The sequence below is a fragment of the Pedobacter westerhofensis genome (assembly GCF_900182595.1).
Classification (GTDB): domain Bacteria; phylum Bacteroidota; class Bacteroidia; order Sphingobacteriales; family Sphingobacteriaceae; genus Pedobacter; species Pedobacter westerhofensis.
Genome location: NZ_FXTN01000012.1, coordinates 132,517 through 145,938, shown reverse-complemented (window position 1 = coordinate 145,938; position 13,422 = coordinate 132,517). Strand labels below are relative to the sequence as shown.

The 13,422-nt window shown below is 43.4% G+C and carries 13 protein-coding genes and 1 tRNA gene; 6 read left to right on the top strand and 8 right to left on the bottom strand.

The genetic code is table 11. The annotated features are described in order from the left end of the window. Positions 1-402: 402 nt before the first annotated feature. Positions 403-2,883 carry a zinc-dependent metalloprotease gene (locus FN831_RS21890; protein WP_142530337.1) on the top strand — a complete coding sequence of 827 codons (2,481 nt, stop codon included), beginning with the start codon at positions 403-405 and terminating at the stop codon, positions 2,881-2,883. Between the two features lie 16 nt (positions 2,884-2,899). Here the strand turns inward: FN831_RS21890 and FN831_RS21885 are convergent, their stop codons facing one another. Together FN831_RS21885 and FN831_RS21880 are read right to left on the bottom strand one after the other, a co-directional pair. Then, the gene (locus tag FN831_RS21885; protein WP_246101680.1) at positions 2,900-3,637 is read right to left on the bottom strand and encodes an EcsC family protein; all 738 of its coding nucleotides are present in this window, start codon (positions 3,635-3,637) and stop codon (positions 2,900-2,902) included. A 53-nt stretch (positions 3,638-3,690) separates the two neighbouring features. After that, entirely contained in the window at positions 3,691-3,930 is a 240-nt protein-coding gene (locus FN831_RS21880) for a hypothetical protein (RefSeq protein ID WP_142530335.1), read from the bottom strand. A 136-nt stretch (positions 3,931-4,066) separates the two neighbouring features. Here FN831_RS21880 and FN831_RS21875 point away from each other — a divergent pair, with 136 nt between their 5' ends. Continuing rightward, complete coding sequence (locus tag FN831_RS21875) at positions 4,067-4,252, top strand: Sec-independent protein translocase subunit TatA/TatB (RefSeq protein WP_185960571.1); 186 nt, start codon at positions 4,067-4,069, stop codon at positions 4,250-4,252. A gap of 143 nt (positions 4,253-4,395) precedes the next feature. After that, positions 4,396-4,887, top strand: a complete 492-nt coding sequence (gene msrA, locus FN831_RS21870) for a peptide-methionine (S)-S-oxide reductase MsrA (RefSeq protein ID WP_142530334.1) — start codon at positions 4,396-4,398, stop codon at positions 4,885-4,887. Positions 4,888-4,986: 99 nt separating this feature from the next. On the opposite strand, the gene FN831_RS21865 is transcribed toward msrA, so the two are convergent. Continuing rightward, entirely contained in the window at positions 4,987-5,556 is a 570-nt protein-coding gene (locus tag FN831_RS21865) for a DUF4256 domain-containing protein (RefSeq protein ID WP_142530333.1), read from the bottom strand. A 139-nt stretch (positions 5,557-5,695) separates the two neighbouring features. On the opposite strand from FN831_RS21865, the gene FN831_RS21860 reads away from it, so the two are divergent. After that, a complete protein-coding gene (locus tag FN831_RS21860; RefSeq protein WP_142530332.1) occupies positions 5,696-6,364 on the top strand; it encodes a competence protein in 669 nt (222 codons plus the stop codon). 4 nt (positions 6,365-6,368) lie between these two features. Here FN831_RS21860 and FN831_RS21855 read toward each other — a convergent pair whose 3' ends face one another. Next, positions 6,369-6,941, bottom strand: coding sequence for a Crp/Fnr family transcriptional regulator (locus FN831_RS21855; RefSeq protein ID WP_142530331.1), 573 nt, complete (start codon positions 6,939-6,941; stop codon positions 6,369-6,371). Positions 6,942-7,016: 75 nt separating this feature from the next. On the opposite strand from FN831_RS21855, the gene FN831_RS21850 reads away from it, so the two are divergent. After that, entirely contained in the window at positions 7,017-7,598 is a 582-nt protein-coding gene (locus FN831_RS21850; RefSeq protein ID WP_142530330.1) for an HD domain-containing protein, read from the top strand. A 42-nt stretch (positions 7,599-7,640) separates the two neighbouring features. On the opposite strand, the gene FN831_RS21845 is transcribed toward FN831_RS21850, so the two are convergent. The 4 genes from FN831_RS21845 to FN831_RS21830 form a co-directional block, all read right to left on the bottom strand. Next, positions 7,641-8,471, bottom strand: a complete 831-nt coding sequence (locus tag FN831_RS21845) for an NAD-dependent epimerase/dehydratase family protein (protein WP_142530329.1) — start codon at positions 8,469-8,471, stop codon at positions 7,641-7,643. A 71-nt stretch (positions 8,472-8,542) separates the two neighbouring features. Beyond that, complete coding sequence (locus tag FN831_RS21840; protein WP_142530328.1) at positions 8,543-9,397, bottom strand: helix-turn-helix domain-containing protein; 855 nt, start codon at positions 9,395-9,397, stop codon at positions 8,543-8,545. A gap of 158 nt (positions 9,398-9,555) precedes the next feature. After that, positions 9,556-9,628, bottom strand: a tRNA-Lys gene (locus FN831_RS21835). A 165-nt stretch (positions 9,629-9,793) separates the two neighbouring features. After that, positions 9,794-12,076 (bottom strand): GH92 family glycosyl hydrolase, encoded by a 2,283-nt coding sequence (locus tag FN831_RS21830; RefSeq protein ID WP_142530327.1) that lies wholly within the window; start codon positions 12,074-12,076, stop codon positions 9,794-9,796. Positions 12,077-12,254: 178 nt separating this feature from the next. Between FN831_RS21830 and mnmA the strand changes: the two genes are divergently transcribed. Next, positions 12,255-13,346: a tRNA 2-thiouridine(34) synthase MnmA gene (gene mnmA, locus FN831_RS21825; RefSeq protein WP_142530326.1), complete on the top strand. Its 1,092-nt coding sequence runs from the start codon at positions 12,255-12,257 to the stop codon at positions 13,344-13,346. Positions 13,347-13,422 lie beyond the last annotated feature (76 nt).

Below are 13,422 nucleotides of genomic sequence, written 5' to 3'. Positions count from 1 at the left end.
CACTTAATGTCCCTTTCTTAATAATTACCATACAAATTTAAAGCTTAATTTCAATAAATAAAACAAATTTTAAAATATGAAACATGTGGATGAATTCATATCTGCAGGCAACTTAATACCATTCCGACAAAAACTGGTTGAACATTAGGTTTTTCTAAACAGCATCAACTTAAGAATTACATTGGAGTATTGCTTTTCGGATAAAAAGAAGAAAATATTCCAGAAATATATTCACAAGAAGCAATAAAGTGGAATAAACACTTTTTATTTCACTATTTATTCATTAAAGTTACAAAGTAAGGCCTTTTCTATTGCTTCATTAAAACAATTCCTCTCTATATTTACGATTATCTGCAAGATTACGGACCTAATCAACACATAACCTAACCAGTAACGCTTACAATGAAATTATCGCTCACATTTTTGATGGGATTGCTTATTATTGGCAAATTTTCCATCGCACAGGTAAAAAGCCAGGGCAATTCCCCGTCTTCATCTCTCTCCTCGGCAACACAGGGACTAAAAAAGTACGAAGGATACTTTAATTTTTATTATGATGAAAAATCCTCTCGTATCCTCCTTGAGGTTGACAAGCTGGACCAGGAGTTCCTATATGTAAATACGCTGCCTGCAGGTGGCGGAGGTGCTGGCGACAGAGGTAATATCGGTGGCTACCGGATTGCCAAATTCATCCGCGTTGAAAATAAGATCATGCTCACGCTGCCCAATTATGACTACCGTGCAATCAGCAAAAATCCATACGAAACCAAACTTGTTGAAGAATCCTTTCCACAATCCATTATCTGGGGCTTTACGCCTCTGGCCATTGAAGGCAGCAAAGTATTGATAGATATCACGCCCTTTCTGATGCGGGACAGCCATAAGGTTGCAGACAGGATTGGAAAGAACACTTCGGCTTTCTTTCCCGGTGCCCCGAGAACTGCGGCAGCAGCGGGAAGCGCATACCGGATAGATGAATCAAGATCCTCTCTGTATATGGCCAATACAAAAAACTTCCCTAAAAACACCGAATTCGAAGCTATGCTCACTTTTAGCGGTAATGGCGCAGCGGAAAGAAGTTATTTTAGCGGCGGACCAGGAACGCCACAAACGGCGCCAGACCCTTCATCAGTAACGATCAGAACACACCAGTCCTTTATTGAACTGCCAGACAATAATTATAAACCAAGGGTGTATGACCCCCGGTCTGGTTTCAACTCCATGGACTACTTTGATTTTGCTACGCCGCTTGACCAGCCCCTGGTGAAAAAGTTTGTGAGAAGATGGCGCCTGGAGAAAAAGAACCCAAATGAAGCGATAAGTGAAGTGGTAAAGCCCATCGTGTATTATGTTGACCGGGGAGCACCTGACGATATCAAAAAAGCTTTAATAGAAGGGGGCTCCTGGTGGAACCAGGCCTTTGAAGCAGCGGGTTTTAAAAATGCGTTCCAGGTGAAGGAAATGCCTGAAGGTGCCGACCCAATGGACATCCGGTACAGCGTTGTCAACTGGGTACACCGCCCCACGCGAGGGTATTCAAATGGTGTAGGGATCTTTGACCCCCGCACCGGCGAGATCATTAAAGGTGAAGTTTCACTGGGATCGATGCGCGACCGTCAGGATTTCCTGATCTTTCAGGGACTTACACAGATCTATGGCGATGACAAAAATGCCCCTCAGCTGGCCGTAGATATGGCATTGGCCAGGATCAGACAGCTGTCGGCCCATGAAATTGCACATACACTTGGGTTTTACCATAACCACCTTGCCAGCGTGAACAACAGGGCATCTGTTACTGATTACCCCTTTCCAAAAGTAACCCTCAAGGCAGATGGAAAAGTTGATATTTCTGATGCCTATGCAAAAAATATCGGCAGCTGGGACAAACGTGCGGTCATGTGGGCATATGCTCAGTTCCCTGAAGGCACTGATGAAAAGGCCGGTTTGGAGAAAATCATGCAGGAATCCCTCAAGCAAAACCAGGTTTTCATGTTTGACCTCACCGTACATCCGCAGACTGCACAATGGGACAACGGTGCCGACCCTACGGCAGAGCTGACCCGGTTAATGGCAGTGCGCAAAAAAGTACTGGCAGATTTTTCTGAGAAAGCAATTCCTGCAGGTACACCGATGGCTACCATGGAAGAAGTGCTGGTCCCCGTTTATTTGCTGCACCGCTACCAGATCGATGCCACCGCCCATATATTAGGCGGGCTCGATTTCAGGTATGCCCTGCGCGGCGACGGACAAACGCCTACGCAACTGATTGCACCTGCAGCGCAGTGGAAAGCTTTTGATGCGCTGATGAGCACGATTGCTCCGGATGCCCTGGCCCTGCCTGAAAAGCTCATCCGCCAGCTGGCACCTTATCCTGAAGGATATTCGCGCACGAAAGAAAACTTTCAGGGATATACAGGGGTCACCTTTGATCCGATTGGCGCTGCGGAATCTATCGCGGGCGTAACACTCTCCTATCTGCTTGATGCCGAACGTGCGGCGCGCCTGGTAGAATATCACGCAAGAGATGCCGCTCAGCCGGGATTGCTTGCGGTGATCGATAAACTTACAGCTCAGACCTGGAAAGCAACACCTGCCACAGGATATAAGGGTGAATTACAGAAAATGGTGAAAATGACCATGCTCAAGAAATTGCTGACGCTCGCAGCAGATGCGCAGGCGCCCGACTATGTACGGGCACAGGCATTGGCAGAAGTAAATGCGCTGAAAAAATGGATGGGCACAGCAGAAGCAGGCGCAACTGATCTATCTCTTAAGGGCGACTATCTTTTTGGTTTACAGCAGATCGCACAGTTTGAACAAAACCCCGATAAATTTCAGCCCGCCCCGGTAGAAACCATGCCGGCAGGTGCCCCTATCGGTTAATGTAAATCTTACCTGATTACAAAAGGCGCCATTTAGCGCTTTTTGTGTTTAAAATCTGCAGCTGGCTCAGTTTGCGCATCCGGTAGCCATTCATAGCAGTGTCACCTAACTGTGCAATCAGCTTATAGTTGGCAATTGCCCCTACAGCAGCTCCGATGAAGGGAAGAAGCTGCGCCATCTTGGAAAGATCTATATAATCACGGTATTCCTGCTGGAACTTCCGCCAGTCAAACTCTTCAACATTTTCGGGCAGCGACTGGCTATACCCCTGCCAACCCGAGACAAGCTGGTACACGTCATTTCTGTGATGCTGACTTGAAAATGCCAGCTGGAACAAATACAAAAGATAAAGCCTTTCCCTGTAATCTTGAACGTCATAACCATAAGTGGCGGCAATGTCAAACAGCAATTTGAGCTTTAGCGTAAGCAGCAGCGGAAAATCTGCCAGTCCAAGCAATATACCTCCCGCACCGGTTATTGCACCTTCAAGGCTTGCTGTTTTCTGATAAAAACTTATCTGTTTTTTTATCCGGGATTCCCGGAATTGTAAGGAAGCAGTAGGTTCAGGAGAACTGGAAGTGGAATATTTTGCACCAAATAATACTGCTTTGATCATATTCTCAATCGTCGAGGTAATCACTTCATGAACCTTTTCAGGTATAACACTATTGAATTTATCCTGCACAGTTTTAGATACCGTATCTGTAAAAGATGGCTTTTTCAGCATTTTTAGCTGCCAAAACTGTAGCTGCATATAGGCCTGATTTTCATATGGCGTCATACAACCGAACCAGCAAAAACCAAGCCCTATTTTTGCTTAGGTATAGTTTGAGATCCTGAAATATATGCTCCAATTTTTCCGGCAATAGGTTTCAGGATATTATACTCGGTTCGCCAGATCAGCAAGCCATCTTCATCACGCACAGGTTTGATCGAACCCAGAAAATCGGCATCCCAGAATACACGGTATTCCTGCCCTTCATTTAGCAGCAGTACGAGTAATTTTCTTGGCTTGCCTTTGTAGTGATCTTCGTATATATATTGCATGGTTTTTATGCTGTGCTTTTTCATCGCAAAGCTATCACAAAATCCGGGCATGCAATGCAACCTGCTTAATTCTGAGAACCAATATGATCTTTTATGCGTAAGTGAACTTTGAATTAACTATAAACCTGAAAAACATATGTTAAATACAACAATCGCTGCCCTGCTTGGCGGCCCCGAACTGATTATCGTAGCAGTAGCTGTCCTCTTTTTATTTGGGGGAAAGAAAATACCTGAACTGATGAGAGGCCTTGGAAAAGGAATGAAAGAATTTAAAGACGGACAGGAAGGTACCGAAGAACCCAAAGTTCAAAAAGAGGTTTAAAATATTGCCCTGCATCAGGCTGTTCCAGGTTTGATGCAGGGCTCAATAATCTTAGAAATGCCTTTTTTATTAGAATCGGATGATTTTAAATGTTTTCATTTACATTTTAGCGCCGTACCTTTACTGAAACTAAAATGAAAAATATGAGTACTGAAAAAGCCATTCTTGCCGGCGGTTGTTTTTGGGGTGTAGAAGATTTGTTCCGTCATTATCCGGGCGTACTTTCAACTGTTGTTGGATATACTGGTGGTGATGTGCCCAATGCAACCTACCGTAACCATGGAACGCATGCTGAAGGCATTGAAATCACATTTGATCCCGCAATTTTATCATACCGTGGATTGCTGGAATATTTCTTCCAGATCCACGACCCAACTACAAGAAACAGACAAGGCAACGATATAGGCACGTCCTACCGTTCTGCCATTTTCTTTGCTGACGAAACGCAGAAGGAAACTGCAGAAACACTGATTGCTGATATGGAAGCATCAGGTAAGTGGCCGGGTAAAATCGTTACTGAAGTGGTTCCTGTATCAGATTTCTGGAATGCCGAACAGGAACATCAGGATTATCTGCAAAAAAATCCATACGGCTATACCTGCCATTTCGAAAGGCCTGAGTGGACACTGAGCTAAATAACCAACATCTGAATGTGATATAAGTATGAAGCCAAAACGCATACTTATATCACACTCCTAAAGTTGCAAACCTATCATCATGCCTGATATTGCAATTTAAACTGCCAGCACCGCCCTGAACCCTCTTGCAGCATAATACGATTGTGCGCCATTATGATAAACGAAGACCTGTCCATAACGAAATTCTGCAAACAGCCCGCCCCCCAATTTCCTGATATCTGCCGGTGCTTTTATCCAGCTTGAAGTTTTGGTGTCAAATTTCCCCATTTTCTGCAGGTTACGGTATTGCTCCTCAGACAAAACTTCAATCCCCATCGCGGTTGCCATGTCCATAGCGTTATTTTCAGGCCGGTGCTCTTTCCTGGATTCCAGTCCTTCTCTGTCATAACAAACGCTTCTGCGTCCGGCAGGGCTTTTTGCTGAACAGTCACAGAAAATAAAGTCACCCGTTTTCTGATCATAGTCAACAACATCAGGCTCACCACCTGTTTGTTCCATTTCATTCAGTGACCACAGTTTTGAGGGATTTGCTTCAAGCTTTGCCTCAACTTTGTCCCATTCATAGCCTTCATGACGGTGCTGATTTTTTTCAAAACGTGCTTTTAATATACTCAGCAGTTCTTCACGCTGTTTCGCAGATAATTCTGTTGTTTTACTATTGTTCATACCCTGACGGTTTACATGGTTTGTTACATAAATGTATTTATTTCAAATTTGAAAATAAACTGAAAAGTTTTTCAAGATCTTGGTTCACTAAAATTATTAGTATAGATTTGCATGCTGCTGAATTTTGGCGGCTGATCTTATGGAGCCAATTCTATCCCTGTTCATAGACAATACATCCTCCCCTGCGCAATCCGCTCCTGAAAAAAAGATAGTTCTAAGAAATTATCCGGGAGAAACAGAGTGGCATAAAAGCTGGAAAGCTGCCTTTCCGCCAGAATTCAGAGAGGTAAGCTTCTCTGATACAATACTGGGAGAGCTGCACCGTGCAGATGTGCACACCCCATGCGGCACTACGCTGGAATTTCAGAATTCTCCGCTTTGCCTGGAAGAGTTAAAGAGCAGGGAAGCATTTTATCCCAGGCTGATCTGGATTCTGAACGGTAAGAAATTCAAAGGCTTTCGGGTACTTAAAAATTTACCTGATGTGGATGATCCCAGAATTGCAGATTATGATTTTTGCCACACAGACCATTTATCGATGATCAGAAAATCAGATTTTCTGCAGGGAACGCCAAAAGTACTTAACTTTCACCATCCTGAGTTAAGAAAGCTGCCCATTACCTCCTGCTATTATTCCTTCTGCTGGAAACATCCGCACCGGGTGTGGTACCAGGCTCAGAACCCAATCATTGTTGATCTTGGCGGGCATTTTATTTACCAGCTGAAACAACGCCGGCAGTTGTCTGGTGATTATCCTTATCTACATATTATGACAAGGAAATCTTTCATAGCGCAATATACCCGCTGAGATTTTAACCTTTTCCTTCAGACAGTCCTTTGATCGTTCTGTTCAGTGCCCTCAAAGTAATGCCCAGATAGTCTGCCGTATCCTGCTTTGAAAGCACTTGATCCAGATCCGGAAATTTCACTTTCAATCGCCTTAGCTTGTCTTCGATCGTATGTGATTGATTATAGGAATGCCGGGTTGCCTTATACCGTAATTTTAAGATCAGCGCTTCAATAAAAAGGCGGTTGAATTTCTTATCCTGTTCCAGCAAATCAAGGAAATCGTTTTTTTGAATTTTATAGACTTTTACCTCGTCAATAGCTTCAATGGTACAATAACCGGAACTGTCATCCATTAATTCTATCTCACCAAAAATCTCTCCTTCTCCAAAAAACTCCTGTATAAATGTACTCCCCGTATCAGTAGTGAGATAACATTTTACAATTCCGCTCTTCATGATATATACAGAAAATACTTTTTTGCCTTCTATCAGAATTTGCTCTGCCGGCGCAAAAGAGTGCTCGCTAAATAAACTGTCAGATCCGGACTTCACCAGCCTGGTAATATAATTGAATAGTTCTTTATTGGTTCTTATCATTTTCTCATCGGACAAATGTCCTTTACGGTATCATTAAAGAATGCTTTCTTTGCAATACTACAAAGTTAGAATATAATGGAAAAATTGAGCAGGCTGCTGATGCAAATGGAGTTTATTAAAGAAATAGATAAGCTCAAGTATATACAACGTAAAACAAAACTATTTAACAGCGAAAGGCATGAAAATGATGCCGAACACAGCTGGCACCTGGCGATGATGGTAATGGTCTTGTCTGAATATTCCAATGCGCCTGTTGATGTGCTCAAAGTTTTGAAAATGGTATTGATACATGATATTGTGGAGATCGATGCCGGAGACACTTTTCTTTATGATACCACGAAGAACCACACCAATACCGATGAGGAACTCATTGCTGCACACCGTATTTTCGGCATCCTGCCCGAAGAACAGGCCAAAGATTTTTTAGAGATCTGGACGGAGTTTGAAAATGGAGAAACCAGCGATGCTAAATTTGCAAAAGCAATTGACAGGCTGGAGCCTATTCTTCAGAATATCTCCAACCAGGGCGGAACATGGACCGAATATAATGTTCCTTTTGAAGTTGTTTATGAAAAAATTGACAAGATCAAAGATGGATCAGGATTTTTATGGGACCATGTGGATGAGCTGATTGAAGAATTCAGGAAAAAGGTATAGAAAATACTTCGGGTTTATTCGCCCGAAATATTTTCTGCATGGCTAAAGCAGACCTTCCTGTACAGCCTGATAAACTGTCCTCAACGCTGGCTGAAAGCCAAGGCTGCGGGCAACCGAACCGTCAACTTGCAAATACCAGGGTTTAACGAGCGGTTCAGCCGAGGGTTCCATTTCCACACCAACCATGCGGAGGAGCTCATAGATGGATATGGGTGCATCGTCACAGAGATTAACCCTGCGGCCATCCATTGTGCCTTCTAAAGCCATCTGTAAGGCCCTGAAAATATCCAGATGGTGGATAGTGCTCATTCTCGTTGCGGGGTGCCACTTTGCCGGGATCACATGCTTTGGTAAGTCTTCAAGATGTCCGTCGCCATCGCCATACACAAACGGGAACCTCAGTACCGACCAGTTGAGCCCGCTTTGGCTCAGTTCCAGTTCCGCTGCCGCTTTACTCGCGGGATAAGCATGTTCCGGATGAATAGCATCATCTTCCCGGCCGGGATGATTACCATACGCATCATATACATGTGCAGTGCCCGCCATGATGAACCGTGCATCCGGCGACTGCGCTTTTACCGCCTCTATCAGATTTTTAGTACCGTCGAGATTGCTTTTCCAGATCAGGTCCATATCCGGGGAACGAAAAACCGCGGCCAGGTGAATAATAGCCGAAAAAACTGTTACCACCCCTGTGAGTGTTTCCGCATCAAGCAAATCGCCTTCAACTGCAGTAACACCATCAGGTAAATCTTTGGGCCCGCGTACTAAGGCATAGCAGTCGAAACCCGCGGCAACAAGCCTGGGCAATACTCTGGAACCTACAAGTCCTGTGGCACCGGTGACCAATATTTTTTTTGATTCTCTGTTCATATCTTAAAGATTTGTGATTGAACAAAGCTCGGGATGTATTCACAGACAGTGCCGGACTAAAGCCGGTAAATTCAGGACAAATCCTGAAAAGATTCAGCTACGGTTTTCCCCGTGACCTTTTTAAAAACCCGGTTAAAGTAGTCGGGATCATTAAAACCGAGCTCAAAAGCCAGTTCTTTTACTGATGAATGTTCGCCATAATACAGGCGTCGCCTGGCTTCAAGAATCAGCCGGTTTGTAATAAATTCTTTAGGGCTGCATCCGGAATATTGCTTCACTATGTGCTGTAAACTCTCAGTGCTGATGGCAAGTTCTTCTGCAATAGCCTTAATAGAAGGATGATCTGTCAGATTGTTCTCTAAAAATAATTTAAAGGATATAAATTTCTCAAGCTGTGCATCTCCTGGCCTCTTTGCATTGCCAAAATAGGCGCTATCAATTTCAGTCAGCAAACCGTGCAGATGAGCCAGGATCAATTCAGGATCCGTATCGCTGGTTTTTAACAAACTCTTCAGTGTTAAAAAGATGGCCTTCAGCCTGGAGCCGGCAGATTCGGAAATTTTGATTTTAGGCTGGTTAAGTGGGTTCAGGAGAAATGAATATTGCTTTGGAAGTTTTGAAAGGCATTCCTGATCGAAACCCAGTTTAAAATAATCTTTGCCATGAAATGATTCCGGCAAATGCACAATCTGATACGGCAGGGAAAATATCAATTCGTTATCTTCAAGATCAAAGCTTTCCAGATCAACTCTGCGATGGCCGGATCCCTTTAGTACAAACAGAAAAAAATAATATGGCAGCTGGTTAGAGACACCATAGGCGGCTTCAGATTGCGTACCGATGTGCCCAAAATCTGGCGATACGATACGGATCGGTAATTTTTCGTTCTGACTGAGACCTTCAGGAAATAAACTGGCTTTGTACATGCAGATATAATCACCTAAATATAGTTAAAATTCCTTTCTCTATAAACCGGAATAATAGTCATATCCCTTTCTGCCCAATAGTCTCTGAGAAGGATAAACGAAAAAAGCTTGCAATCATGAGATTTGCAAGCTTTTTCTAGTATTGAAACTATACTCTGTGATCCCGCTGGGATTCGAACCCAGGACCACTACATTAAAAGTGTAATGCTCTACCAGCTGAGCTACGGAATCAGTACCCTTTTTGAAGGACTGCAAAGGTAGAAAATTAAATTCTTTATGCAAATCCTCGCATAAATAAAATGCACTTAATCCCCCAACAGGCTGTTTTTCAATAGAATTATTTTTAACGCAAACAAAAAAAGGGCAGGTTGAACAATTCCCCCTGCCCTGATATTATTATTTTGAAGCTTTACTGCTCATATAAAAAGTAAGCTTGCCGCCAGCAATGATATCAGCGTGTTTAATTGTTTGGTTTGTAACAGGTGTACCATTCAACAATACTTTCTGTACATAAACATTTTTGTCACTCTGATTAATGGCTTCGACCGTAAAGGTCTTTCCGTTTTCCAGTTTAACTACTGCAGATTTAACCGCCGGGCTTCCCAGTGAGTATTCGTCAGACCCTGGCGCTACGGGGTAAAAACCCAGTGATGAGAAGATGTACCAGGCACTCATCTGTCCGCAATCATCATTTCCCCCAAGACCGTCAGGTGTATCCTTATACTGCATTTTCAGGATCATCCGCACGCGCGACTGCGTTTTGGAAGGTTGCCCCGCCCAGTTATAAAGATACGCGACATGATGTGCAGGTTCGTTGCCGTGTACATATCCGCCGATAATACCTTCACGGGTAATATCTTCAGTTTCCGCGAAAAACTCATCGGGCAGGTGCATGGTGAATAGTGTATCCAGTTTGCTGGCGAACTTCTTTTTGCCACCCATATGTTCAATCAGGGAATTTGGATCCTGAGGCACAAAAAAGCTGTAATTCCATGAATTTCCTTCAATAAATCCCTGTCCCTGTGTACTCATGATATCAAATTTCTGCTGAAACTTACCGTCAGCCATCTTTGCGCGCATAAAACCAATTGCAGGATCAAAGTTATTCACCCAGTTACCAGACCTTTTCATATACTCCTGATAAACATCCTGTTTATTCAGTTTCTTTGCCAATTGTGCGATGCACCAGTCGTCATAGGCATATTCCAGAGTATTTGAAATTGACGTTCCGCTTTTCTCGGCCGGGATATATCCTTTATCAATGTAATAGCCGATGCCGTCATAGTCCCTGTGGTTAGACGTTACGATACAGGCCTGCAGCGCTGCTTCTGCATCGCCATTGTAAACACCTTTGATGATTGCATCTGTGATGACCGATACACTGTGATATCCGCTCATACACCAGTTGTCGTTGGCAGAGTTAGACCATACCGGCAGCATTTTCAACGAACTCTGATCATAATGAGCCATCATGGATTTTACCATATCATTGTTCCGCGAAGGCTGTATCAGGTTAAAGAAAGGATGCAAAGCCCTATAGGTATCCCAAAGGGAAAATGTTGTATAGTTGGTGAAGCCGCTGGCTTTATGTACACCCTGGTCCAGTCCTTTGTATTCACCATTCACATCGTTATAAGTGGTTGGATTGATAAACGCATGGTACATTGCAGTGTAGAAATTCACTTTATCATCCTCGTCAGTATTAACGGTGATCTTGTTCAGTTCTTTATTCCATTCTCCCCTCGCCTGCTTTCTTACCTGTTCAAAATCCCAGCCCGGGATTTCTGCCTGCATATTCTCCAGTGCATTTTCCTGGCTTACCGGTGAAATCGCCAGTTTGATCTTTATCTTTTCCTGCTCGGCAGTATTGAAATCAAAATACATCCTCAGCTGTTTGCCAGCCAGTTCAGGGAAATTCTTGGTTTGATCAAACTTGCCCCAGAAACCACGATAAGCCTGTTTACGGTCATAGTTCTTCGATCCGTAGGATTTAAACGCTTTGGAAAAGGACATGGCGAAATAAACCGTTCTTGTTCTTGCCCAGCCATTGGTCTGACGGTAACCCGTGATCAGGCTGTCATTTACCACACGAACGTAAGTCCACACATTTTTATCAGGATAATTGTAAATCCCGGACATCAGGTCCAGGATTACATGTGATTCATCCGACTTCTTAAAAGTATACTGATGCATACCTACCCTCTTTGAAGCAGTTAGTTCGGCAGTAATTTGATCATCATCCAGTTTTACCTTGTAATATCCTGCTTCAGCTGTTTCATTCTGATGAGAGAAGGCTGATCTGTAACCGCTCTTTGGATCGGCCGCCGTTCCCGGGTTCATCTGAAGTTTGCCCTGAGTTGGCATCACCAGGAAGTCTCCAAGATCGGAGTGTCCTGTGCCGCTAAAGTGTGTATGGCTAAAACCCACAATTGTACGGTCCTCATATTTGTAACCTGCGCAGTATTTGTACACATCTCCATTATATTTACCGTTCTGCTCGTATGAGAGTGTATCCGTCTCGGGACTCAGCTGTACAGATCCAAATGGTAAGGTAGCCCCGGGATAAGTATGCCCCATCTTTTGAGTACCAATAATAGGCTTCACATATTTTGCCAGATCCTGCTGTGCTGCGGCAATAAATGGAATAAATAACAAACTGCAAATTAATTTTCTCTTCATTTATCCTACGTTTCGTATATTTTTTTAAGCCCCTAATATATTACATTAAGTTTAAAATAGTTAAAGACATCTGCTATATCATTTAAGCGTTACATAAAAGCGCCTTTTTACAAGTATCTGACCGCACAAAAACATAATGTTTCAAAAAATAAGTATTTTTGCACCTTATTAAATTGAAATGAGTAAAAGGGGCAGAATTCTGGTAGCCATGAGTGGCGGTGTTGACAGTTCAGTTGCAGCAGTGATGTTACATGAACAAGGGTACGAGGTGATTGGGTTAACCATGAAGACCTGGGACTATGCTACATCGGGCAGCAGTAGTAAAGAAACGGGATGTTGCAGTCTTGACAGCATCAATGATGCCCGTACTTTAGCTGTAAACTATGGCTTCCCACATTATATATTAGATATCAGGGACGAGTTTGGAGATTATGTAATCGATAATTTCGTAGATGAATACCTTGCAGGGCGCACACCAAATCCGTGTGTACTTTGTAATACGCACATTAAATGGGAAGCCCTGCTGAAACGTGCAAATAAACTGGATTGTGAGTTTATTGCAACAGGACATTATGCAAATATCAGACAGCATACCAATGGCAGACACGTGATATCCAAGGGCCTGGACGAAAATAAAGATCAGTCGTATGTACTGTGGGGCGTTTCTCAGGAAAATCTTGCACGTACCCAATTCCCATTGGGCTCTTTCGCCAAATCTGAGATCAGACAAATGGCAATGGACATGGGACAGGAAGAACTGGCCAAGAAAAGTGAAAGCTATGAGATCTGCTTTGTACCTGAAAATGATTACCGTTCATTCCTGAAACATAAGGTTGAAAACCTGGAAGAACGTGTTGCGGGGGGTAATTTTATCACCAGTGACGGAATGATTGTAGGGCAGCACAAGGGATATCCGTTTTACACTATCGGACAACGCAAGGGATTGGGAATTGCTTTTGGCGAACCCATGTTTGTGACACAAATCCTTCCTGAAAGCAATACTGTGATGCTTGGCAGGGCCGAAGAACTGGAAAGAGGCGAAGCTATGGTACGAAACCTCAACCTGATTAAATACGACAGCATTACAGAACCTATGGACAATGTGATTACCAAAATCAGGTATAAGGACGCAGGAATGCTGAGCACTATTGTTCAGGAAAAAGATAAAATGCGTGTGGTATTTGACCACAACGTTTCTGCCATTGCTCCTGGTCAGTCAGCCGTGTTTTATGAAGGAAATGACCTGCTGGGTGGAGGGTTCCTGATCTAAAAGAAGATTCTTAATACAAAAAAAAGAGAAGCCGCGAAATGCGGCTTCTCTTTTTTTTGCCCCCCTTTGGAGAAGT

Bases quoted from the DNA above. Each gene is read 5' to 3' on its own strand.
- FN831_RS21890 (WP_142530337.1), top strand. From the start codon at position 403: ATGAAATTATCGCTCACATTTTTGATGGGATTGCTTATTATTGGCAAA.
- FN831_RS21885 (WP_246101680.1), bottom strand. From the start codon at position 3,637: ATGCAGCTACAGTTTTGGCAGCTAAAAATGCTGAAAAAGCCATCTTTT.
- FN831_RS21880 (WP_142530335.1), bottom strand. From the start codon at position 3,930: ATGCAATATATATACGAAGATCACTACAAAGGCAAGCCAAGAAAATTA.
- FN831_RS21875 (WP_185960571.1), top strand. From the start codon at position 4,067: ATGTTAAATACAACAATCGCTGCCCTGCTTGGCGGCCCCGAACTGATT.
- msrA (WP_142530334.1), top strand. From the start codon at position 4,396: ATGAGTACTGAAAAAGCCATTCTTGCCGGCGGTTGTTTTTGGGGTGTA.
- FN831_RS21865 (WP_142530333.1), bottom strand. From the start codon at position 5,556: ATGAACAATAGTAAAACAACAGAATTATCTGCGAAACAGCGTGAAGAA.
- FN831_RS21860 (WP_142530332.1), top strand. From the start codon at position 5,696: ATGGAGCCAATTCTATCCCTGTTCATAGACAATACATCCTCCCCTGCG.
- FN831_RS21855 (WP_142530331.1), bottom strand. From the start codon at position 6,941: ATGATAAGAACCAATAAAGAACTATTCAATTATATTACCAGGCTGGTG.
- FN831_RS21850 (WP_142530330.1), top strand. From the start codon at position 7,017: ATGGAAAAATTGAGCAGGCTGCTGATGCAAATGGAGTTTATTAAAGAA.
- FN831_RS21845 (WP_142530329.1), bottom strand. From the start codon at position 8,471: ATGAACAGAGAATCAAAAAAAATATTGGTCACCGGTGCCACAGGACTT.
- FN831_RS21840 (WP_142530328.1), bottom strand. From the start codon at position 9,397: ATGTACAAAGCCAGTTTATTTCCTGAAGGTCTCAGTCAGAACGAAAAA.
- FN831_RS21830 (WP_142530327.1), bottom strand. From the start codon at position 12,076: ATGAAGAGAAAATTAATTTGCAGTTTGTTATTTATTCCATTTATTGCC.
- mnmA (WP_142530326.1), top strand. From the start codon at position 12,255: ATGAGTAAAAGGGGCAGAATTCTGGTAGCCATGAGTGGCGGTGTTGAC.